The sequence below is a fragment of the Rathayibacter sp. VKM Ac-2801 genome, from assembly GCF_009834245.1.
In the GTDB taxonomy this organism is placed as follows: domain Bacteria; phylum Actinomycetota; class Actinomycetes; order Actinomycetales; family Microbacteriaceae; genus Rathayibacter.
On sequence record NZ_CP047183.1, the window covers coordinates 837,701 to 858,737 of the forward strand.

Here is a 21,037-nt window from a genome sequence, read left to right on the forward strand (position 1 = left end):
GCCGGACGGCGCCGAGGTGACCCGTCCGCTCGCCGGTGTCGACGCCACGGTCGAGGCCGTCCTCGTCGCTCTGCGCGCGGCCCTGGACGGCAGCGGCCCGGCGATCCGCGTCTCCGCCCCCGGCGCGGCGACGGCCTCCGAGGACGCCGTCGTGCCGCAGCGCGTCGCCGTCGTCGTCGAGACCTCGGGCTCGTCGGGGCCGCCCAAGCGGGTCGCTCTCTCGACTGCGGCCCTGCTCACCAGCGCCTCCGCGACCCTCGCCGAGCTGGGCGGGCCGGGGCGCTGGCTGCTCTGCCTGCCGACGCACTACGTCGCGGGAGTGCAGGTGCTCGTCCGGTCGCTGACCGCGGAGGCGGACCCGGTCGTCCTCCCCGTCGGCGGCTTCGACGCGGCGGACTTCCTCGCTCTCGCCCGGACGATGCCGGCGGGGGAGCGGCGGTACTCCTCGCTGGTCCCCGTGCAGCTCGCGCGGCTGGTGGACCTCGCCGAGCGCGATCCGGTCGCGGCCGAGGCTCTCCGCTCGTTCGACGCCCTCCTGATCGGCGGACAGGCGACGCCGCAGTCGCTGCGGGACCGCGCCGCCGCCCTCGGCGTGCGCATCCGCCTGACCTACGGATCGAGCGAGACGTCCGGCGGCTGCGTGTACGACGGCGTCCCGCTCCACGACGTGCGGATGCGCGTCGAGGACGGGCAGGTGCTGCTCGGCGGCCCGACCCTCGCGGAGGGCTATCTCGACGCCCACGGCGCGATCGACCGCGAGCGCAGCGCCTCCGCCTTCCTCGAGCTCGACGGGGAGCGCTGGTACCGCACCGGCGACGCGGGCTCGATCGTCGACGGGCGCCTCCGGGTGACCGGCCGGCTCGACCGCGTGATCGTGTCGGGCGGGGAGAAGGTCTCGCTCGACGCGGTCGAGGCCGTGCTCCGCGAGGGGACCGTCCCCGACGCGGTTGTCGTGCGGCGGGCGGACGAGCAGTGGGGCGAGGTCCCGGTCATCGTCACGGCGGAGGAGGCTCCCGCGCTCGCGGCCCTGCGCGCCCTGATCGCCGACCGCCTCGGGCGTGCCGCCGCTCCCGCCGCCCTGCTGCCGGTCGCCCGCATCCCCCTCCTCGCCTCCGGGAAGCCCGACCGCCGCGCCCTCGAGGTGCTCGCCGAGCAGGGCTGACCGGCTCCGAGCGCCGACGGGCCGATGGGTAGGATTCCCTCCGTGTCGAGTACGAGTCGCAAGAAGAAGTCCTCCAGCGGCCGCCCCGGGGGCAGCCCGCGAGCGGTCGTCGTGAAGCCCGCCGGTCCCCGCGAGTGGATCGCCGGCGCCCGCCTCCGCACCCTCCCGCTGGCCGTCGCTCCCGTGCTCATCGGCACCGGAGCGACCCAGGTCGTCGACGAGGGCTGGCACTGGGTGCGCGCGCTGCTCTGCCTGGCCGTCTCGCTCGCCCTGCAGATCGCCGTCAACTACGCCAACGACTACTCCGACGGCGTGCGCGGCACCGACGCCAACCGCGTCGGACCCTCGCGGCTGACCGGCTCCGGCGCGGCGAAGCCCCGTCAGGTGCTCACCGTCGCCCTGGTCTTCTTCGGGATCGCGGCCGTCGCCGGGCTCGTGCTCACCGCCCTCTCGGGCCAGTGGTGGTTCCTGATCGTCGGCGCGGCGGCGATCGCGGCCGGCTGGTTCTACACCGGCGGACGCCGCCCCTACGGCTACCTCGGGCTCGGCGAGCTCTTCGTCTTCGTGTTCTTCGGCCTGGTCGCCACCGTCGGCACCACCTTCGTGCAGATCGGCCGCACCAACCAGGAGTCGTGGCTCGGCGCCGTGGCGGCGGGCCTGTTCGCCTGCGCCGTGCTCATGGTCAACAACATCCGCGACATCCCGACCGACCGCCTCTCGGGCAAGCGGACCCTCGCGGTCCTGGCCGGACCGGCCGTGTCCCGGGCGATCTACACCGGCTTCGTGCTGATCCCGTTCGGCATCGCGGTGATCCTCGCGCTGTTCTACCCGCTGGCGTGGCTGACGCTCTTCGTGCTGCTGATGATCCTGCCGGCCATCCTGATCACCCTGACGGCGAAGACGGCGAAGGAGCTCATCCTGGCGCTGCAGCTGACCAGCCTTGGCGGGCTCGCCTACGCGGTCGTCCTCGGGGCGGCGCTGGCGTTCTAGAGCGGCGGCTCGGGCGGGGCGTGCGCGGGCAGGACGGGCTCGTGCGGGCCGGGCCCAGGGCGGACGCGCTGCTGCGGGCCGGGCCCGGTGCGGGCGGGCTCACCGCGCTCGAGCGGCGTCCTCGCCGAGGGGAGCGGCCGGCTCAGCGCTCGTCGCGGGTCGCGTCGACCGCGGCGTCCTCGACGTCGTCGTCGGTCGGGGCGCGCGGGACGTCCTTGCGGCGCTCGTAGATCGCCTCCGCGATGCGCTCGCGGGGCTTCCTCAGCAGGATGTACGAGAGGGACAGGCTCGCGATCGCGGCGACGAAGCCCGCGGTGACCGCGGCCGTCAGCTCCGAGTCGACGAAGGTGCGCGCCGGCAGGTACACCAGCACGAAGACGCCGGCGAACATGGCCAGGCGCAGGAGCGAGTAGACGACGACCGCGCGGCTCAGTTTCACCGGGACAGTGTACGTCGGCCCCTGCACGCGCTTCCGTGAGCACCGTGGGAGCCTCCTGTCCAGCGTCCGTGCGGACCCTCCCCGACGGGGGTGCCGGACGTAGACTTGTGTCCATGATCCGCCTCGTCATCGGCCTGCTCGTGGCCCTCGCCGTCTTCACGGTCTACACCGTGATCGACGTCGCGATGAGCAACCGTCACGCCGTGCGGGCGATCCCGAAGTGGTCCTGGCTCCTGGTGGTGCTCATCCTCCCCGTCATCGGTGCGGGCCTGTGGTTCTGGATCGGCCGGCCCCGCAAGCAGCGCGCCGCCGGCCGCCGCTACACGGCGCCGGACGACGACCCCGACTTCCTCGGCACCCTCCGCACCGAGCGCGACCCCGAGGAGGAGCGCCTGCAGGCCGAGCGCATCGCCCAGCTCGAGCGCGACCTCGCCGACATGGACGAGCAGGGCGAGGCCGACGGCCCCGGCCGCCGGGATGCCTGAGCACCGGCCGGTCGCCCCCTCCACCCGATTCGCGGTCGACCTCCTCACCCGTTTCGTCGCGCTCGGCGTCCGCGACGTCGTCGTCGCTCCGGGCTCCCGCTCGCAGGCGCTCGCCCTGGTGGCGGCGGGGCTCGAGACCCGCGGCGACATCCGGCTCCATGTGCGGATCGACGAGCGCTCCGCCGGGTTCCTGGCGCTGGGCCTCGCCCTCGAATCCCGGATGCCAGCCCTCGTGATCACGACCTCCGGCACGGCGACCGCGAACCTGCACCCGGCCGTGCTCGAAGCGGACGCCTCGGACGTGCCGATGATCGTCCTCACCGCCGACCGGCCCGACGAGCTGCGCGGCATCCGCTCGAACCAGACGGCCGAGCAGCGCGAGCTGTACGGCCGCGCCGTGCGGCTGTTCGAGGACGTCGCGGCTCCGGACGACGCCTCCCGGCCCGAGGACGCGCGGGCGCTCGCCGATCGGGCCGTCGCCGCCGCGCGACGCGGGCCGGTCCACCTCAACCTCTCCTTCCGCGATCCGCTCTCCTCCGCTCTGCCGGACCTCGGTCGGATCGAGCCGGTCGAGGTGCCCGCCGTCGTGTCCGGGATCGCGCGTGCCGTCGTGACCGCCGGTCCGGATGAGCCGCTCACGGTGGTCGTCGCCGGGGACAAGGCGGGCGCCGAGGCCGAGGAGGTCGCCCGCGCCGGCGACTGGCCGCTGTTGGCCGAGGTGTCCTCCGGGGCCCGCTTCGGGCCGCAGCTCGTGATCGCCTGGCGGCGCCTGCTCGGCGAGCCGGACTTCGGCGGACGCATCCGGCGGGCGATCGTGCTCGGCCACCCGACGCTCTCCCGCGAGGTCCCCGAGCTGCTGCGGCGCGAGGACGTCGAGGTGATCGTCGTGGACGCCGTGCGCGAGCAGTTCTACAACCCCGGCCGGCGCGCCCGCCGCGTCGGAGGCGTCGACGTGGTTCGGGCCGAGGGCTCGCCGCGTCCCGATCGGGGCGAGCGCGCCTGGGCCGGATCCTGGGTGTCCGCGAGCCGTGGCCTGACGGTCGATCCCGACGAGCTGGACGAGGTCCCCGATGCGGGGTCGATGTCGGTCGAGGACCGCCGCGGCTACGCGCGCAACGCCCTCGCCGCGATCAGGGCACCGCTCACCCGGGAGTTCGTCGTCGCCGCGGTCTGGAAGGTCACCTGGCCGCACGACCGGCTGCTGTTCGGAGCCTCGCGGTTGATCCGCGTCGCCGACGGGACCCTGCTGGGCAAGCGGATATCCGTCCTGGCGAACCGCGGCCTCGCCGGCATCGACGGCACGATCTCGACCGCTCTGGGCATCGCGGTGGCCTCGCAGGCCACCGAGCAGGGAGCGGGCGGCGTCACCCGCGCGGTCCTCGGCGACCTCACTCTCCTCCACGAGGCCGGCGGCCTCCTCCTCCCGCCCGGAGAACGACGCCCGCGCGTGCAGCTCGTCGTCGTCAACGACGGGGGAGGCACGATCTTCGACGGGCTCGAGGTCGCGTCGAGCTCGCATCCCGATGCGTTCGACCGGGTGCAGTTCACCCCGCAGAACGCCGATCTGGAGGCTCTCGCGCACGCCTACGGGTGGGGCCACCGCCGAGCGGCGACACGCGGCGAGCTGGAGCAGGCGCTGACCTCGCCGGGCGACGGGCCGGGCGTCGTGGAGATCCGGCTCGAGCGCTGAGCCGGCGCGGGTCCGGTCGGACGGTCCTCCACAGGTCGTCGTCGGACGCCGTTCTCCCCGGGACGTCTCCTTCGAGCTCCGGAGCCCGTCTGCTGCTGCTTCGCTGGAGGCATGGCTGATGCGGAGACCGTGCGAGGAGAGGTCCTCGCCCTCGGCGACCGGGCGGCGTCGCTCGCGAGGAGCGCCTCCCCGGTGCTCCTGTCCGCGGCGGAGGCGCTCCACGCGGGACACCGCACGGCGCTGACCTGTCCCGACGCGTTCGCCCGAGGCTCCTCGACGCGCAGCGAGGATGCGACGGACCTCGTCGACCGGTCGATCCGAGCGGAGTTCGCCGTCGCCCTCGGGGTCTCCGAGCGCACCGCCGCCAGAGAGCTGCTGCACGCCTCGCTCCTGATGGAGGAGCTGCCGCGGACCCGCGCCGCGCTCGCCGCCGCCAGGATGCGCTGGGAGGCCGGCCAGCTCATCTGCTCCGTCGCGGCGACCCTCCCCTCGGCGGCGCGCACGGCCTACGACGACCGGGCCGTCGATCTGGCGGAGACGCTGACTCCGGGGCAGCTGCGCCACGCCCTCGCGCGGGTGCGGGAGGAGCTGCACGACGAGCCCCTCGCGGAACGCCACGCTCGCGCGCGAGAGGACCGCCGGGTGTGGCTGACACCCGGGATGGACGGCATGGCGACGGTCTGCGCGCACGTCCCCGCGCCGGAGGCCGTCGGAGCGCTCGCCCGGCTCGACCGCATCGCGAGGGATCTGCGCGCCGGCGCCGCAGGGGACCGCGATCTGCGCACGCTGGCGCAGCTCCGCGCCGACGCATGGGCCGACCTGCTCTGCCACGGGGACGTGACGGGGACCACCCCGGAGGGAGCCGCGGCGCCCTCGACCGGGCTGCGGGCCGAGGTGAGGGTCACCGTGGCGGCGAGCACCGCCGCGGGTGACGACGAGGCCGCCGCCGAGCTCGACGGCTACGGGCCGATCCCCGCCGAGGCGGTGCAAGCGCTGATCGACGACGACGCCGCCTTCACCCCGGTGCTGACCGACGAGGAGACCGGCGCGGTCGTCTCCGTCGGGCGCCGCCACCGCCTCCCGCCGCCGAGGATGAGGCTGCTGGTCCGCCTCCGCGATCAGACGTGCCGCTTCCCGGGCTGCACCCGACCGGCGTCCTCGACGGAGACGGACCACAGCGTCGAATGGCGCAACGGGGGAGAGACCGCTCCCGAGAATCTCGCCTCCCTGTGCGTCGCCCACCACCACGTGCGCCACGGCGACCGGTGGACGTACCTGCTTCATCCGGACGGCACAGCGGACTGGACCACACCGACAGGCCGACGTGTGACGACCCGGCCGCCGGCGCTGCCAGGGCGTCCGCCGGCGGGCGCAGCACGACGGCCGGGGGTGCCCCGGCTCGACGGCGACCCGGCGGGAGAGAAGGACGCGAGCCGGCGGCGCGCCGACGGCGGCTAGGTCGGGAAGCCGACGGCCTCAGTATGTTCTGATGCGGGTCATGCCAGCGCGTCGGTGATCGGCCGGAACTTCATCCGGGTTTCGGCGAGCTCGGACTCGGGAACGCTGTCGGCCACGATGCCGGCACCCGCCCAGGCCGTGACCACGCCCTCGGCCGTGACCTCCGCGCTGCGGAGGCCGACGGCCCACTCGCCGTCGCCGTTGCCGTCGATCCAGCCGACGGGTCCTGCGTACCGACCGCGGTCGAAGGGCTCCAGGTGCTCGATGAGCGCGAGGGCGTCGGCGGTCGGAGTGCCGGCCACTGCTGCGGTCGGGTGAAGAGCGTCGACGAGATCGAGCGCGCTGGAGGAGTCGTCCAGAATCCCTTGCACGTCCGTCGCGAGGTGCCAGAGGTTCGGCAGGCGGAGCGTGAACGGGGCGGCGCCGGCCGTCAGCTCCCGAGTGTGGGGCTGGAGCTCCCGGACCAGACTGGCGAGAGCGAAAGCGTGCTCCGAGCGGTCCTTCGGGCTCGCGAGCAGAGCAGCCTCCACCTCGGCGTCGGCGAGCGGATCCTCTCCGCGTGCAGCGGTCCCCGCCAGCACCCTCGCCGAGATCTCGCCCCGATCGACCGCGACCAGCGTCTCCGGACTGGCGCCGAGGAATCCGTCCACGGCGAAGCCCCAGCAGTCCGGGTACCGCTCGGTGAGGGCGCCCAGCATCCGACGCAGGTCCGCGCCCGGAGGAAGCCGCCCCTGCAGATCGCGCGCGATCACGACCTTGGACAGCTCGCCCGCCCGGATCGTCTCCACCGCGGCGCCGACCGCCTCGGTGTATCCGTCCGCCGACAGAGCACCCTGAGAGAGCGGCACGTGGTACTCCGCTCCCAGAGGCTCCTTGTCCGGCGCATCCGGTCGATCCGTCTCGCCGATCGTGATCCGCGTCAGCCACGACCGTCCGTCGCGCGTCCCGATGACGGTCCGCGGCACGATCAGCACGCTCGTCGCCTCGGATCGGCTCGAGAACGTGAAGGTCCCGAACGCGAGCAGCCCCGTTCCGGGCAGTCCGACCCGGTCCTCGACCGTCGCCGCGTCGCAGAGCCGACGCCATGCCGCCGCCGCATCCCGCAGCCGTCCCGGGCCCGAGAACTCGAGGCGCAGGGCCTCGCCGCGTCCGCTGACGCCGGCGCCGTCTCGCTGCCAGAGGAGGGGTCGTCTCGGGTCGGAGTGGGAGAGGAGCGACTGCGGAGAGTCCAGAGGAGTCGTCTCCGCACGCAGCAGGGGGGTTCCAGCGCCGATGAGCGTCACCTCAGCAGGGTACGCCCGCGCCAGAAGGTGGGACGTCCCATGCCGCGGGGCTCGGAGCGCAGGCCTCCGTTGCTACCGTGATCCGGTCCGGGGCCGCCGCGCGAGGCGGAGCGGGGCGGTCCCGGCGCTTCCCCGAGGGGGAGCGCGCGACCGGGCGCGGGACGGCGGATGCACAGCCGCCGTCCCGCGTCTCGCCGTAGACTTGCGGATCGTGACGAAGGCAGACCTCACCAAACGGCCCGACGAGGTCGCCTCGATGTTCGACACCGTGGCTCCCGCCTACGACCTGGTGAACGGACTCCTCTCGGTGGGGAACGACCGGCTCTGGCGGATCGCGACGACTCGCGCCGTCAACCCTGCTCCCGGTGAGCGCATCCTCGACATCGCGGCCGGCACCGGCACGTCGAGCGCGTCGCTGGCGCGATCGGGCGCCCAGGTCGTCGCAGCCGACTTCTCCCCGGGGATGATCGCTGTCGGCCGTCGCCGTCAGGCGGGCAACGACCGGATCGAGTTCGTCCAGGCCGACGCGATGGACCTCCCGTTCGACGACGAGTCGTTCGACGCCGTGACCATCTCGTTCGGTCTGCGCAACGTGGCCGAGCCGAGGACGGCGCTCGCCGAGTTCCTGCGTGTGCTGAAGCCGGGCGGCCGGGTCGTGATCTGCGAGTTCTCGACTCCGCCGATCGCTCCGCTGGCCGCCGCGTACGACTTCTACCTGTCGACCGTCATGCCCGCCGTCGTGCGGCTCGCGTCGTCGAACAATCCCGCGTACGACTATCTCGGCGATTCCATCCGGGCCTGGCCGGAGCAGAGTGTCGTCGCCGCCTGGCTCCGCGCCGCAGGCTTCGAGCGCGTCGCCTACCGCGATCTGACCGCGGGCATCGTGGCGCTGCACCGCGGCGTCAAGCCGATCGCGGCGACCCGATGACGACCGGGGTCCGCACAGGCCGAGACGTTAGGGTTTCCCTGTGAACGCCACTGCGCCCGTCGCCCGTCGCAGCCCGTCCCTGACGGCGCAGCTCGGCCTCTCCGAGCGCATCTTCTCCTCCTCGTCGGACCGGGCTCTCGCCCGCACGATCGACGCGGGTCTGGAGCAGGTCGAGGAGGGTCTCGTCCGGCAGCTGTCCTTCGCGGACGCCGTGGCGGACGTCTCCACCCGGTACCTCCTCGAGGCGGGCGGCAAGCGCGTACGCCCGATGCTCACCCTTCTGGCCGCGTCGCTCGGCCGCGGCAACACGCCGCAGGTCCTGCTCGGCGCGCAGGCGATCGAGATCACGCATCTCGCGTCGCTGTACCACGACGACGTCATGGACGAGGCGGAGAAGCGCCGCGGCGTCCCGTCGGCGCAGACCGTGTGGGGCAACAACGTGGCCATCCTGACGGGAGATCTGCTCTTCGCCCGCGCGAACCAGCTGATGGTCGAGCTCGGCGACAAGGCGATCCGGCTCCAGGCCGACACGTTCGAGCGGCTCGTCCTCGGGCAGCTGCACGAGACGGTCGGCCCGACCGACGGCGAGGACCCGGTCGAGCACTACCTCTCCGTCCTGGCCGACAAGACCGGCTCGTTGATCGCTGCGGCGGGCCGCACCGGAGTCGCGTTCTCGGAGGCGCCGGAGGAGTACGAGGAGGCCATGCGCGTCTTCGGCGAGAAGATCGGCGTCGCCTTCCAGATCGTCGACGACGTCATCGACCTCTCGCCCCAGCCGGAGGAGACCGGCAAGAACCCCGGCACGGACATCCGCGCCGGCGTATCGACGCTGCCGATCCTGCGCCTGCGCGAGCGCGCCTCCTCCGACAGGGAGGCCGCGGCTCTCCTCGCCCGCATCGAGAGCTACGTGAGCCGCTCGAACGACGCCATCGCGCACACGGAGGAGCAGAGCGCCGACATCTCGGACGCCATCGCTCAGCTGCGCGACCACGACGTCACCGCGCAGACCCTCGCCGAGGCCCACCGGTGGGCCGACGAGGCCGTCGCCGCCCTCGCTCCGCTGCCCGACGGCTCCGTGCGCAAGGCGCTGACGCGCTTCGCCGACACCGTCGTCGAGCGCAACGGCTGACCCCGATCGTCGCGGCGCGCCCTGCGCCGCAGGAATGAGACCGGTTGTGCGCTGCGGCGCCCCGGCAGGAGGAACGCAATGACCAAGCTCAGGCTGGCCATCGTCGGCGCGGGTCCCGCGGGCATCTACGCCGCCGACCTCATGATCAAGGCCGAGAAGAAGTACGACGTCTCGATCGATCTGTTCGAGCACCTGCCCGCGCCCTACGGCCTGGTCCGCTACGGAGTCGCACCCGATCACCCGCGCATCAAGGGGATCATCACCGCGCTGCGGGAGGTGCTCGACCGGGGCGACATCCGCATCTTCGGCAACGTGCACTTCGGGACCGACATCACGCTCGAGGATCTCAAGCGGCACTACCACGCCGTGATCTTCGCGACCGGCGCCGTCCGCGACGCTCCGCTCGACGTCCCCGGCGTCGAGCTCGAGGGCTCCTACGGTGCGGCCGACTTCGTCAGCTGGTTCGACGGCCACCCCGACGTGTCGCGCACCTGGCCGCTGGAGGCCTCCTCCGTCGCCGTCATCGGCAACGGCAACGTGGCGCTCGACGTCTCGCGGATGCTGGCGAAGCACGCCGAGGACCTCCTCCCCACCGAGGTCCCGCCGAACGTCTACGAGGGGCTGAAGGCGTCTCCCGTCACAGACGTGCACGTCTTCGGGCGCCGCGGTCCCGCTCAGGTGAAGTTCACCCCGCTGGAGCTGCGCGAGCTGGGCGAGCTGCGCGACGTCGACATGATCGTCGCCGACGAGGACTTCGACCTCGATCCCGCTTCCGAGGCCGCCATCGCGACCAACAAGCAGGTCATGGTCATCAACCGGGTGCTCAACCAGTGGCGCACCCGCGAGGTCGGGGGCGCCTCACGCCGTCTCCACCTGCACTTCTGGGCGAAGCCGCTCGAGTTCGTGGACGACGGATCCGGCCGGGTCGGCGCGATCCGGTACGAGCGCACCGAGCCGGACGGCGAGGGCGGCGTGCGCGGCACGGGCGAGATCCGCGAGGTCCCGGTGCAGGCCGTGTACCGCGCGGTCGGCTACTTCGGCTCGCCGCTGGACGGCCTCCCGTTCGACGAGATGCGCGGCGTGATCCCGAACCGCGAGGGCCAGGTCCTGGACGACGAGGACCAGCAGGTCCACGGCGTCTACGCGACCGGCTGGATCAAGCGAGGACCGGTGGGCCTCATCGGGCACACCAAGTCCGACGCCATGGAGACGGTCGCGCACGTGCTCAACGACCAGGCGTCCTGGTGGACGCCCGAGCACCCCGAGGAGGCGGCCGTGGTCGCCCTGCTCGAGGAGCGGGAGATCGCCTACACGGATCTCGACGGCTGGCACCGGCTGGACGAGCACGAGATGGCGCTCGGCGAGCCCGAGGGCCGTGCGCGCGTGAAGGTCGTGCCGCGTGAGGACATGATCGCGATCTCGCGGGCGGAGCCGGCCGCTCTCTGACGCGCGCTCTCCGAACGGCCCTCCGGTGCGCTCCGGAGGGCCGTTCGTCGTTCCGGCGCGGACGCCGCGCGCCTCCTCTAGGCTTCGGGCACCGCTCTGGACGGAGACAGCATGACCACGGCCGCGCCCCACGACGTCATCCGGGTGCGCGGTGCGCGCCAGAACAACCTCCGGGGGATCGACGTCGACATCCCGAAGCGGAAGATCACCGTGTTCACCGGGGTCTCGGGCTCCGGCAAGTCGTCGCTCGTCTTCGGCACCATCGCGGCCGAGTCCCAGCGCCTCATCAACGAGACCTACTCCGCCTTCGTGCAGCAGTTCATGGGGTCGCCGGCCCGCCCGGATGTGGAGTCGCTCGACGGGCTGTCGGCGACGATCGTCGTCGACCAGGAGCGGATGGGGTCGAACGGCCGGTCCACGGTCGGCACGGCGACCGACGCGTACACGATGCTGCGCATCCTCTTCAGCCGTCTCGGCGACCCGCACGCGGGCACGAGCGGTGCGTTCTCCTTCAACCTGCCGGAGGGGATGTGCCCCCGGTGCGAGGGGACGGGCCGGGTGTCGAGCATCGACCTCGACGCGCTGATCGACCGCTCGAAGTCGCTCGAGGGCGGCGCTCTCGACGCGATCCCGAACTTCGTCGTCGGCGGCTGGTACTGGAAGGGCCTCGCCGAGTCGGGCCTGTACCCGGCCGATGTGCCGATCGCGGACTTCACGCCCGAGCAGATGGACGCGTTCCTCCACCGTCCGGCCACCAAGATGGCCATCGCTGGGATGACCATGACCTACGAGGGCCTCCTGGTCAAGGTCACCCGCCTCTACCTGGCGAAGGAGGCGGCGCAGCCGCACATCCGCGCCTTCGCCGAGCGGGTGGCCACCTTCGCCGCCTGTCCCGAGTGCGGAGGCGGTCGGCTGACTCGCGCGGCGCTGGGGTCGCGCATCGAGGGTCGGAACATCGCCGAGTGCGCCGCACTCCAGGCGACCGACCTCGCCGCGTGGCTCCGCGGGCTGCACGCGCCGTCGGTCGCTCCGATCGTCGAGACCCTCCTCGGGACGCTCGACGCCCTCGTCCAGGTCGGCCTCGGCTACCTCTCGCTCGATCGCGAGTCGGGCACCCTCTCGGGAGGGGAGGCGCAGCGGGTCAAGATGGTGCGGCATCTGGGGTCGAGCCTCACGGACGTCACCTACGTCTTCGACGAGCCGACGGCGGGCCTGCATCCGCACGACGTCTCGCGGATGATCGAGCTGCTGCGCCGCCTGCGCGACAAGGGCAACACCGTCCTGGTCGTCGAGCACAAGCCGGAGATCATCGAGATCGCCGATCACGTGGTCGACCTCGGTCCGAGGGCCGGTGCGCACGGCGGCGAGCTGCGGTTCGAGGGAACGGTGGCGGAGCTGCGCACGTCCGACACTCTGACGGGCCGTCATCTCGGTCACCGCGTCCCGCTGAAGGAGGCCGTGCGCCGTCCGACCGGGGCGGTCGAGATCCGCGGAGCCGCCACGCACAACCTGCGCGGCGTCGACGTGGATGTTCCGCTCGGCGTGCTGACCGTCGTCACCGGAGTCGCCGGGTCGGGCAAGTCGTCGCTCCTGCACGGCTCGCTCGCGGGTCGGCCCGGCGTGGTGGTGGCCGACCAGTCGCCGATCCGCGGCTCGAGGCGCAGCAATCCGGCGACCTACACCGGGGTCCTCGACGCGATCCGAGCGGCTTTCGCGAAGGCGAACGGCGTGAGACCGGCGCTCTTCAGCGCCAACTCCGCCGGCGCGTGCCCGGTCTGCAAGGGGGCCGGGATGATCTTCACCGAGCTGGGCCCCGCCGCGACGGTCTCATCGGTCTGCGAGGAGTGCGACGGCAAGAGGTTCACGGCGGAGGTGCTCGAGTACCGCCTCCGCGGGAGGAACATCCACGAGGTGCTCTCGATGCCGATCGTCGACGCCGCGGAGTTCTTCGCGACGGGACCGGCGCACACCGTGCTCGCCCGTCTCGTCGACGTCGGTCTCGGCTACCTCACGCTCGGACAGCCGTTGAACACGCTGTCCGGGGGCGAGCGCCAGCGCCTCAAGCTCGCGATCAACATGGCCTCGTCCGGATCGGTCTACCTGCTCGACGAGCCGACCACGGGCCTGCACCTCGCGGACGTCGACACGCTGCTCGGCCTGCTCGACCGGCTGGTCGACTCCGGGAACTCGGTCGTGGTGATCGAGCACCACCGCGCCCTGATGGCCCACGCCGACTGGATCATCGACGTGGGGCCCGGCGCCGGCCACGACGGAGGGACGATCGTCTTCGAGGGGACTCCGGTCCGGCTCGCCGCGGCCGACACGCTGACCGGACGCGCCCTCGCCGAGTACGCGCGCTGACGCTCCCGGAGCCGCGACTCCCGAGCGTCAGCGCGAGAACGGGCCGGACAGGGCCGCCCACTGCAGGAGCATGATCGTCTTCGCATCGACGATCTGCACGCCGATCTGGGTCAGCGCCTCGTCGAACGAGAGCTCGACGACCTCGATGTCCTCGCCCTCGTCGGCGAGTCCCGCGAACGCTCCTTCACGGGTGCCCGCGCGGTAGCGCCCGGCGTAGAAGTGCAGCTTCTCGGTGACCGAGCCGGGGCTCATGAACGCGTCGAACACGTGCTCGAGCCGGCCGACCTCGAGTCCCGTCTCCTCGGATGCCTCGCGGCGGGCGCCCTCCTCGGGCCCGTCCTCGTCGAGGAGGCCGGCGGGGACTTCGAGGAGCATCCCGTCCAGGTCGCCGTTCACGTACGCGGGGTAGCGGAACTGCCGGATCAGGACGACCGTCCGCGCCTCGGCGTCGTAGAGCAGCACGGCCGCGCCGTTCCCGCGGTCGTAGGTCTCGCGCTGCTCGCTGGTCCAGCTGCCGTCGCGGTGCCGGTAGTCGAAGCGGGTGGTGCGGAGGACGTACCAGTCGCTCGAGAGGAGGGTGACCTCCTTCACGACCACGTCGGGGTTGCCGACGAGGTCGAGGCCCTCCCGGTCGAGCCCGGTGCGGCCCCGCCGGTCGGGCTCGTCGACGCCGGCGGTCACGCGCGTGCTCCCGTGTGCGCCATCCCTCAGCGGAAGTTGACGAACTGGAGGTCGAGCTCGAGGTCGGCCCCGCGGAGGAGCGCCATGGTCGCCTGGAGGTCGTCGCGGCTCTTCGAGGAGACGCGGAGCTCGTCGCCCTGGATCTGCGACTTGACCGACTTCGGTGCCTCGTCGCGGATGAGCTTGTTGATCTTCTTCGCGTGCTCCTGGTCGATGCCCTCCTTGAGGGTGGCCTCGATCCGGTACTCCTTGCCGGACGCGAAGGGCTCGCCCGCGTCGAGGCTCTTGAGGCTGATGCCGCGCTTGATCAGCTTCGACTGGAAGACGTCGAGGATGGCGTTCGCCCGCTCCTCGGTGTTGGCCTTGATCAGGATCTTCTCGCCGCTCCAGGCGATCGAGGCGCCGACGTTCTTGAAGTCGTAGCGCTGCTCGACCTCCTTGTGGGCCTGGTTCAGGGCGTTGTCCGCCTCCATCTTGTCGATCTTGCTGACGACGTCGAACGTTGAATCTGCCATGACTCCGAGTTTAGCTTTCAGGCGTGGCGGAGCCCGGCCCCAGGCGTGCCTGGTACCTCTGAGGGGTGCGCCGCCTCCCCGTCCTCGTCCTCGTCCCGCTCGCAGGCCTCCTCCTCGCCGGCTGCGGCCAGCGGCCGCCCGCGCTGACGGTCGAGGAGGGCCTGTCCACCGTCCCTCCCGCGGCGACCGCTCCCGTCGCAGCAGACCCCGTCGTGCTGGAGGATCCCGAGCAGGCCGCAGCGACGCCTGTGCGCCTGCTCGCCGACGAGGCGTGGCTGGGCGCGGCGTCCGAGGGGAGCGGCATCCCTCTGCGCGCGCTCACCGCCTACGCGGGCACGGCCCTCCTCACGGCGTCGGTCGATCCCGACTGCCGGCTCGACTGGGCGACCCTCGCCGGCATCGGCTACGTCGAGAGCAGGCACGGCACGATCGACGGCGGCGAGCTGGGCGAGGACGGCCGGCCGACGGAGCCGATCTACGGCCCGCGCCTGGACGGCACGCGCTTCGACCGGGTCGCGGACAACGACGGCGGGGCGCTGGACGGCGACGCCGAGGTCGACCGGGCGATGGGTCCGCTGCAGATCATCCCGGCGACCTGGATGGCGTGGGCCTCGAGCGGATGGGATCCGCAGAACGTGGACCAGCAGGCGGTGACCGCGGCGCGGTACCTCTGCGACGCCGGCGGCGACCTCTCGACGGAGTCGGGCTGGCGGGCGGCGATCGCGGCCTACAACCCGGCCGGGAGCTACGCGGGGAAGGTCGCGGAGGCGGCCTCCCGCTACGCGGCGGAGGCGGACTGAGCCCTCGCGGCACCGATTTCCGATCCGCCCGTCGCGTGGGTATCCTTGCTGAGCGCCTCCGGTTGTGAACACGCGGTCGGGTGCGCCACGGCGAGTTACCCTAGCGGCCAAAGGGATCTGACTGTAAATCAGACGGCGTAGCCTTCGGGGGTTCGAATCCCTCACTCGCCACCGAGCAGGAGCACCGAGCAGACGCCCCGGCATCATCAGATGCGCGGGGCGTTCCGCATGTCGGGGGAGCGCCGTTCCGGGGGAGCGCCGGCGCCGGTCTCCTCTGCCCGATCAGCCCCGCGCCGTCGCCTCAGCCCCGCACCTCCTGCTCCAGGAACCCCGCGAGGGAGAGCGGCGGCCGTCCGGTCAGCCGCTCGACGTCGCCCGAGACGTGCTCCAGCTGCCCGGCGGCGATCGCGGAGTAGGTGCTGACCCAGGCGTCCAGCTGCCAGTCCGGTGCGTTCCAGCGACGGCGCGACGCGTACGCCTCCTCGAGGGTCTCGTCCACGAACACGGCGGGACGGACCGCCGCCGTCAGGGTCGCTGCGACCTCGTCGAGGGTGAGCGCCTCGGGCCCGGTCAGCTCGTAGACGGCTCCGCGGTGCTCCGCGGGGGAGCGGAGGACCGCGGCGGCGGCGCGGGCCACGTCCTCGCGCGCGACGACGGCGGCCCGGCCCGAACCCGCGGGTCCGCGGATCGCGCCGTCCTCGCCGAGCATCGCGGGCAGGAAGTCGAGGTAGAGGTTGTCGCGGAGGAACGTCCAGCCCATGCCGGAGCGGCGGATCGCGTCCTCGGTGGCCGCGTGGTCGCGGGCGAGGGTGAAGACCGCGTCGGGTGCGGCTCCGGCGAAGGAGGTGTAGACGACGTGCTCGACGCCGGCGGCGGCGGCCGAGTCGACGAACGCGAGGTGCTCGGCGCGGCGCTCCTCGTTCTCGGAGGCGGAGACCATCAGGAGGAGGCGCACCCCCTCGAGCGAGTCGCTCGCGTCGGCGAAGGAGGAGCGCACCACCTCGGCCCCGGGGAGCTCGGGAGCGCGGGACGGGTCCCGGACCAGCAGACGGAGGCCGTGACCGGCATCGGCGAGCTCGCGCGCCACGCGGCCGCCCACGGCTCCGGTGACTCCGGTGAGGGCGAGAGAAGTGCTCATCCCCCCATGATGGGCCCGATCCCTAGGCTGGGGCCATGAGCGACAACGCCCCCCTCCTCGCCATCGCCCGCTCGATCGCCGTCGAGGCGGCGCACCTCGCCCGCCAGCGGCGGCAGGACGGTGTCGAGATCGCCGCGTCGAAGTCGTCCCCGGAGGACGTGGTGACGGCCGCGGACCGGGAGGTCGAGCAGCTGATCCGCCGGCGTCTGGCCGAGGCGCGGCCGGACGACGGCTTCCTCGGCGAGGAGTCGGGATCGGGGGGCGGCACGAGCGGGCTGACCTGGGTCGTCGATCCGATCGACGGGACCGTCAACTACCTCTACGGCATCCCCTCCTACGCGGTGAGCATCGCGGTGGTGGAGGGGGAGCCGGATCCCGCGACCTGGACCGCGCTCGCCGGTGCGGTCGTGAACGGAGCGACGGGCGAGGTCACGACGGCGAGCCGCGGCGGGGGAGCCGAGCGGGACGGCGTCGCGCTGCAGGTCTCCGCCCCCTCCTCCCTCTCTCTCGCGCTGGTGGGCACCGGCTTCGGCTACGACGCCGGCCGGCGGATGCGCCAGGGCGCCGTGGTGCAGGAGCTGCTCGGCTCGGTCCGCGACATCCGCCGCATCGGCTCAGCGGCGCTCGATCTCTGCTCGGTGGCCACCGGGCAGCTGAACGCGTATTACGAGCGTGGCCTGAACCCGTGGGACCTCGCCGCCGGCGCCCTCATCGCCGAGGAGGCGGGCGCGCGGGTCGCGGGACTCGACGGCGCGCCCTTCGGCGCCGGGCTGCTCATCGCTGCGCCGGATCCCCTCTTCGCCGAGCTGGAGGATCTGCTGCGCCGCCTGCGCGCGGACGAGGTGTAACCGCTCTCCCGCACCGAGCCGGCACGGGTTTTGTGCGCCGGAGAGCGGATCGGCGCAGGATCCCTCCGTGGCTCGCCGCGCGCCGTGCCCCGATCGCGCCTGTGCGCGGCGGCCTCTGGCCGGATCCCGTCGGCCGTGGTTATCCTTTATGAATTCGTGATGTTCGCACAGGCTGCGCTCACGGAGCCGAGCGCTGCCTCTCCCCGGAGGCCCGCTCGTCCCCTGCCCCCGACGGAAGACATCGATTTCGTGAGCCCCGATTCGCCCGCCCCCGCTGCCCCTGCATCGACCCCCGGCGAATCGACTCCACCCCTCTCCCGTCGCGAGCTCCGTGAGCGCGAGCGCGCCCTGGCCCTCGCCTCCGACGTCTCGCTGGCGAGCGGCTCCGACGACCTCCTCGCGGCTCCCACGGCGGAGCAGCTGCGCGAGGCGGAGCGCCGCGTCGCCTCGGTCCGCAACGCCCCGGCACCCGTCCCCGCACCGCGCGCGACGCCGCTCCGGCCCGTGCGCCGCGCCCGGGTCGGCGGACTCGTCGCCCTCTCGTTCGTCGCGGCCATCGTGGCGGCGACCTCGCTGCCGGCCACGTCGCTCCTGACCGCGGAGGACGTGCAGGCGCAGAGTCTGACGACCCCCTTCGGCGCCGACGCGCGCCGCGGCGCGCAGTCCTTCGTCGCCGGCGAGGTCAGCGCCGAGACGATCGCCCGCGACGGCTTCGGCGTGCAGGAGCGCAAGACGCAGACCAATGTCGCCGACATCGTCCGCACCTCCGACACCGGCTTCACGAACGACCCGAACGCGTCGATCCAGTGGCCCTTCGCCGTCGGAGTGCCGGTGGGCGACCGCTTCGGCTACCGCAACTGCGCGGGCTGCTCGGTGAACCACGGCGGCACCGACTTCAACCCGGGCGACGGCTCGCCCATCCAGGCGATCGCCGACGGCGTCGTGCGCACGGTCATCGACGGCGAGGGCTCGCTCGGCGTCCACGTGATCGTCGACCACGAGATCGACGGGCAGCTCGTCTCGAGCGTGTACGCGCACATGCAGCACGGCTCGGCGGCCGTGAACGAGGGCGACCCGGTGAAGGTCGGCCAGCTGCTCGGGCTGGTGGGCACGACCGGCATGTCGACCGGCCCGCACCTGCACTTCGAGATCCGCCTCGACGGCGTGACGAAGGTCGACTCCTACCTCTGGCTCAAGGCCAACGCCGGGCGCTGACCCGGCGGCGGGACGCAGGAGCCGCCGGGCCGACCCCGCGGCCCGCTAGTCCGCGCGGAGCCAGACCGTGGTGTCGGCGGGCAGCGCCGGCTCGTGCAGCTCCTCCGAGGACAGCACCACGGAGCCCACGGGCAGCTCGACCGGAGCCTCGCCGAGGTTCGCGATCACGGTGACGGGACCGTTCCGGAAGGCCACCACGTCCTCCGGGTAGCCCTCGAGCCACTCGACGGAGCCCGAGCCCAGGTCCTCGGCGCGGCGCACCGCGAGCAGGGACCGGTACAGCTCGAGCGTCGAGCCCGCGACACCGCGCTGGCGGTCGCGGGCGAGCGGCGCCCAATCGCCGGGCTGCGGCAGCCAGGAGTCGCCGGTGCCGCTGAAGCCGTACGCGGGAGCGTCCGCCTCCCACGGGATCGGCACCCGGCAGCCGTCGCGACCGTAGCGCTCGCCGCCGGTGCGGAACCAGGTCGGGTCCTGACGCGCCGAGTCCGGCAGGTCGATCGCCTCGGGGAGCCCGAGCTCCTCGCCCTGGTAGACGTAGGCGGAGCCGGGGAGCGCGAGCATGAGGGCGGTCGCGGCGCGAGCGCGGCGCAGCCCCAGGACGGGGTCGGGGAGTCCGGGCGTGCGCGGGCCGATGCCGTAGCCCTGCGGGTTGTCGGACGTGAGCGCCAGGCGGCTCGCGTGCCGCACGACGTCGTGGTTCGACAGCACCCAGGTCGACGGGGCGCCCACGGCGGCGAAGGCCTCGACGGAGGAGTCGATGATGTCGCGCAGAGCGGGCGCGCTCCACGGGGTCTCGAGGTAGGCGAAGTTGAAGGCCTGGTGCATCTCGTCGGGGCGGACCCAGCGGGCGAGCTTCGAGAGCGGCTGCACCCACGCCTCGGCGCAGAGCACGCGGTCGTCCGGGTACTCGGCGAGGAGGGAGTGCCAGTCGCGGTAGATCTCGTGGACGCCGTCCTGCGCCCAGTAGGGGGCGGTGGCGGGCTCCTCGCCGTCGGCGGGCGCGACTCCGCCCATCGACCCGCTGTCGGCGGGCGGCGTGTAGTCGGGCAGCCCCTCGGCTTTGATCATCCCGTGCGCCACGTCGACGCGGAAGCCGTCGACGCCGCGGTCGAGCCAGAAGCGGAGGACCTCGCGGAAGCGCTCGCGCACCCACTCGTTCGTCCAGTCGAAGTCGGGCTGCGAGGTGTCGAAGAGGTGCAGGTACCACTGGCCGGCCGAGCCGTCGGGCTCCATGACGCGGGTCCACGCGGGACCGCCGAAGACCGACTCCCAGTTGTTCGGGGGCAGCTCGCCCGACTCGCCCCGGCCGTCGCGGAACAGGTAGCGCGCCCGCTCGGCGCTGCCCGCGGGAGCGGCGAGCGCCTCCTGGAACCAGCGGTGGGCGCTGGAGGAGTGGTTGGGGACGAGGTCGACGATGATCCGGATGCCCAGGGCGTGAGCGCGGGCCAGCATCGCGTCGAAGTCGGCGAGGGTGCCGAAGAGCGGATCGACGTCGCAGTAGTCGGCGACGTCGTAGCCCGCGTCCTTCTGGGGGGAGGTCATGAAGGGCGAGAGCCAGATCGCGTCCACGCCGAGCTCGGCGAGGCTCTCGAGGCGCGAGGCGATGCCGGGCAGATCGCCGATGCCGTCGCCGTCCGCGTCCGCGAAGGAGCGCGGGTAGATCTGGTAGATGACGGCGGTGCGCCACCACTCGGCTCCCCGGCGGTGCTCGGCCTCGGAGGCGGGGCCGGGGGAGTTCTCGGGCGCGCCGGAGAGAGCGGAGTCCAGGGTCATGCGGATGAGTTTATCGGGCGGCTCGGGGGCGCCGGGGGCGCGCCCTCCGCCGTCCCGTACAGTCGACGGGTGATCGATGAGACGCCGGACGAGGCCCGAGCCCGACGCCGACGGGCCCTGCTCTGGGTGGTGCCGCTCCTGGTGCTGCTCGTCGGCGGCCTGGTCGCCGCCACCCTCGCGATCGGCGGCTTCGCGCTGCGCAGCATGACCGGCGCCACCGCCGTGCAGCTCGTCCTGGCCGCCTAGGCGGTCGCGGCGGGGCCGTCCTCGTCCTCGGGCGCCGGCGTCGAGGAGGTGCGCGCCCGCTCCTCGGACGCGTGGCCGGTCTCGGGGCCGGTCGCGCGGGCCTGCTCATCCGCGCGGGTGACCGCCTCGGCGAGCTCGTCGGCGACGAGGCGGCCCATGGAGACGGCCTCGGCCCGGTAGGCGGCACGGCCGAGCATGTGCGCCGAGACGGGCACGGTCAGCAGCTGGAAGCCGATCACCAGCACGACCGTCCCGGCGGCGGCGAACCCGGGGTTCCGGATGGCGACCGCGAGCATCACGCAGATCAGTCCGAGCACCTGCGGCTTGGTGCCCGCGTGCATCCGGGACAGCAGATCGTCGAAGCGCAGCAGGCCGACGGCGGCGACCAGCGAGAGCAGCGCGCCGACGATGAGCAGCACGGCCGTCAGGACGTCGAAGAACAGGTCCATG

At 73.0% G+C, this 21,037-nt stretch carries 20 protein-coding genes and 1 tRNA gene; 14 read left to right on the forward strand and 7 right to left on the reverse strand.

The features are described 5' to 3' along the window. Nucleotides 1-16 precede the first annotated feature (16 nt). Entirely contained in the window at nucleotides 17-1,162 is a 1,146-nt protein-coding gene (locus tag GSU45_RS03785) for an AMP-binding protein (RefSeq protein WP_159912849.1), read from the forward strand. A gap of 111 nt (nucleotides 1,163-1,273) precedes the next feature. After that, nucleotides 1,274-2,152 carry a 1,4-dihydroxy-2-naphthoate polyprenyltransferase gene (locus tag GSU45_RS03790; protein ID WP_104280999.1) on the forward strand — a complete coding sequence of 293 codons (879 nt, stop codon included), beginning with the start codon at nucleotides 1,274-1,276 and terminating at the stop codon, nucleotides 2,150-2,152. A 142-nt stretch (nucleotides 2,153-2,294) separates the two neighbouring features. On the opposite strand, the gene GSU45_RS03795 is transcribed toward GSU45_RS03790, so the two are convergent. Further along, nucleotides 2,295-2,591: a DUF4229 domain-containing protein gene (locus GSU45_RS03795; protein ID WP_104304572.1), complete on the reverse strand. Its 297-nt coding sequence runs from the start codon at nucleotides 2,589-2,591 to the stop codon at nucleotides 2,295-2,297. 113 nt (nucleotides 2,592-2,704) lie between these two features. On the opposite strand from GSU45_RS03795, the gene GSU45_RS03800 reads away from it, so the two are divergent. From GSU45_RS03800 to GSU45_RS03810, 3 genes are all read left to right on the forward strand, one after another. Continuing rightward, nucleotides 2,705-3,076, forward strand: coding sequence for a PLD nuclease N-terminal domain-containing protein (locus tag GSU45_RS03800; protein WP_104225908.1), 372 nt, complete (start codon nucleotides 2,705-2,707; stop codon nucleotides 3,074-3,076). Beyond that, nucleotides 3,069-4,766, forward strand: coding sequence for a 2-succinyl-5-enolpyruvyl-6-hydroxy-3-cyclohexene-1-carboxylic-acid synthase (gene menD / locus GSU45_RS03805; RefSeq protein ID WP_159912853.1), 1,698 nt, complete (start codon nucleotides 3,069-3,071; stop codon nucleotides 4,764-4,766). Before GSU45_RS03800 ends, menD begins: the two co-directional genes overlap by 8 nt. A 111-nt stretch (nucleotides 4,767-4,877) precedes the next feature. Next, a complete protein-coding gene (locus GSU45_RS03810; protein ID WP_159912855.1) occupies nucleotides 4,878-6,224 on the forward strand; it encodes an HNH endonuclease signature motif containing protein in 1,347 nt (448 codons plus the stop codon). A 38-nt stretch (nucleotides 6,225-6,262) separates the two neighbouring features. Here the strand turns inward: GSU45_RS03810 and GSU45_RS03815 are convergent, their stop codons facing one another. Continuing rightward, nucleotides 6,263-7,507, reverse strand: coding sequence for an isochorismate synthase (locus tag GSU45_RS03815; protein WP_348272087.1), 1,245 nt, complete (start codon nucleotides 7,505-7,507; stop codon nucleotides 6,263-6,265). Nucleotides 7,508-7,718: 211 nt separating this feature from the next. Between GSU45_RS03815 and ubiE the strand changes: the two genes are divergently transcribed. The 4 genes from ubiE to GSU45_RS03835 all read left to right on the forward strand — a co-directional run bounded on the left by ubiE (nucleotide 7,719) and on the right by GSU45_RS03835 (nucleotide 13,371). Further along, the gene (gene ubiE, locus GSU45_RS03820; protein WP_159912857.1) at nucleotides 7,719-8,435 is read left to right on the forward strand and encodes a bifunctional demethylmenaquinone methyltransferase/2-methoxy-6-polyprenyl-1,4-benzoquinol methylase UbiE; all 717 of its coding nucleotides are present in this window, start codon (nucleotides 7,719-7,721) and stop codon (nucleotides 8,433-8,435) included. A gap of 40 nt (nucleotides 8,436-8,475) precedes the next feature. After that, entirely contained in the window at nucleotides 8,476-9,564 is a 1,089-nt protein-coding gene (locus GSU45_RS03825; protein ID WP_104249782.1) for a polyprenyl synthetase family protein, read from the forward strand. Nucleotides 9,565-9,642: 78 nt separating this feature from the next. Continuing rightward, complete coding sequence (locus GSU45_RS03830) at nucleotides 9,643-11,010, forward strand: FAD-dependent oxidoreductase (protein WP_159912859.1); 1,368 nt, start codon at nucleotides 9,643-9,645, stop codon at nucleotides 11,008-11,010. 111 nt (nucleotides 11,011-11,121) lie between these two features. After that, complete coding sequence (locus GSU45_RS03835; protein WP_159912861.1) at nucleotides 11,122-13,371, forward strand: excinuclease ABC subunit UvrA; 2,250 nt, start codon at nucleotides 11,122-11,124, stop codon at nucleotides 13,369-13,371. Nucleotides 13,372-13,398: 27 nt separating this feature from the next. On the opposite strand, the gene GSU45_RS03840 is transcribed toward GSU45_RS03835, so the two are convergent. Both GSU45_RS03840 and GSU45_RS03845 read right to left on the reverse strand, forming a co-directional pair. Next, nucleotides 13,399-14,052: an NUDIX domain-containing protein gene (locus tag GSU45_RS03840; protein ID WP_159912863.1), complete on the reverse strand. Its 654-nt coding sequence runs from the start codon at nucleotides 14,050-14,052 to the stop codon at nucleotides 13,399-13,401. 26 nt (nucleotides 14,053-14,078) lie between these two features. Continuing rightward, nucleotides 14,079-14,567: a YajQ family cyclic di-GMP-binding protein gene (locus tag GSU45_RS03845; protein WP_104223606.1), complete on the reverse strand. Its 489-nt coding sequence runs from the start codon at nucleotides 14,565-14,567 to the stop codon at nucleotides 14,079-14,081. A gap of 65 nt (nucleotides 14,568-14,632) precedes the next feature. Between GSU45_RS03845 and GSU45_RS03850 the strand changes: the two genes are divergently transcribed. Both GSU45_RS03850 and GSU45_RS03855 read left to right on the forward strand, forming a co-directional pair. Further along, on the forward strand, nucleotides 14,633-15,367 hold the full coding sequence (locus tag GSU45_RS03850) for a hypothetical protein (RefSeq protein ID WP_159912865.1): 735 nt from the start codon (nucleotides 14,633-14,635) through the stop codon (nucleotides 15,365-15,367). Between the two features lie 89 nt (nucleotides 15,368-15,456). Beyond that, a tRNA-Tyr gene (locus GSU45_RS03855) sits at nucleotides 15,457-15,538 on the forward strand. A gap of 130 nt (nucleotides 15,539-15,668) precedes the next feature. On the opposite strand, the gene GSU45_RS03860 is transcribed toward GSU45_RS03855, so the two are convergent. Beyond that, nucleotides 15,669-16,505, reverse strand: a complete 837-nt coding sequence (locus GSU45_RS03860; protein WP_159912867.1) for an SDR family oxidoreductase — start codon at nucleotides 16,503-16,505, stop codon at nucleotides 15,669-15,671. 35 nt (nucleotides 16,506-16,540) lie between these two features. On the opposite strand from GSU45_RS03860, the gene GSU45_RS03865 reads away from it, so the two are divergent. Then, nucleotides 16,541-17,353, forward strand: a complete 813-nt coding sequence (locus tag GSU45_RS03865) for an inositol monophosphatase family protein (RefSeq protein WP_159912869.1) — start codon at nucleotides 16,541-16,543, stop codon at nucleotides 17,351-17,353. 249 nt (nucleotides 17,354-17,602) lie between these two features. Beyond that, nucleotides 17,603-18,568, forward strand: a complete 966-nt coding sequence (locus tag GSU45_RS03870) for a M23 family metallopeptidase (RefSeq protein WP_159912871.1) — start codon at nucleotides 17,603-17,605, stop codon at nucleotides 18,566-18,568. 45 nt (nucleotides 18,569-18,613) lie between these two features. Here the strand turns inward: GSU45_RS03870 and GSU45_RS03875 are convergent, their stop codons facing one another. Continuing rightward, nucleotides 18,614-20,341: a glycoside hydrolase family 13 protein gene (locus tag GSU45_RS03875; RefSeq protein ID WP_159912873.1), complete on the reverse strand. Its 1,728-nt coding sequence runs from the start codon at nucleotides 20,339-20,341 to the stop codon at nucleotides 18,614-18,616. Between the two features lie 69 nt (nucleotides 20,342-20,410). On the opposite strand from GSU45_RS03875, the gene GSU45_RS03880 reads away from it, so the two are divergent. Then, nucleotides 20,411-20,587 (forward strand): hypothetical protein, encoded by a 177-nt coding sequence (locus tag GSU45_RS03880; protein ID WP_159912875.1) that lies wholly within the window; start codon nucleotides 20,411-20,413, stop codon nucleotides 20,585-20,587. Here GSU45_RS03880 and mnhG read toward each other — a convergent pair. Beyond that, on the reverse strand, nucleotides 20,584-21,036 hold the full coding sequence (gene mnhG, locus GSU45_RS03885) for a monovalent cation/H(+) antiporter subunit G (RefSeq protein ID WP_244248206.1): 453 nt from the start codon (nucleotides 21,034-21,036) through the stop codon (nucleotides 20,584-20,586). The two genes, GSU45_RS03880 and mnhG, sit on opposite strands and share 4 nt — an antisense overlap. Nucleotide 21,037 lies beyond the last annotated feature (1 nt).

Coding starts and splice junctions, on each gene's coding strand:
- GSU45_RS03800 (WP_104225908.1), top strand. CDS start 2,705: ATGATCCGCCTCGTCATCGGCCTGCTCGTGGCCCTCGCCGTCTTCACG.
- GSU45_RS03865 (WP_159912869.1), top strand. CDS start 16,541: ATGAGCGACAACGCCCCCCTCCTCGCCATCGCCCGCTCGATCGCCGTC.
- GSU45_RS03860 (WP_159912867.1), bottom strand. CDS start 16,505: ATGAGCACTTCTCTCGCCCTCACCGGAGTCACCGGAGCCGTGGGCGGC.
- GSU45_RS03875 (WP_159912873.1), bottom strand. CDS start 20,341: ATGACCCTGGACTCCGCTCTCTCCGGCGCGCCCGAGAACTCCCCCGGC.
- GSU45_RS03845 (WP_104223606.1), bottom strand. CDS start 14,567: ATGGCAGATTCAACGTTCGACGTCGTCAGCAAGATCGACAAGATGGAG.
- GSU45_RS03835 (WP_159912861.1), top strand. CDS start 11,122: ATGACCACGGCCGCGCCCCACGACGTCATCCGGGTGCGCGGTGCGCGC.
- menD (WP_159912853.1), top strand. CDS start 3,069: ATGCCTGAGCACCGGCCGGTCGCCCCCTCCACCCGATTCGCGGTCGAC.
- GSU45_RS03810 (WP_159912855.1), top strand. CDS start 4,878: ATGGCTGATGCGGAGACCGTGCGAGGAGAGGTCCTCGCCCTCGGCGAC.
- mnhG (WP_244248206.1), bottom strand. CDS start 21,036: ATGGACCTGTTCTTCGACGTCCTGACGGCCGTGCTGCTCATCGTCGGC.
- GSU45_RS03830 (WP_159912859.1), top strand. CDS start 9,643: ATGACCAAGCTCAGGCTGGCCATCGTCGGCGCGGGTCCCGCGGGCATC.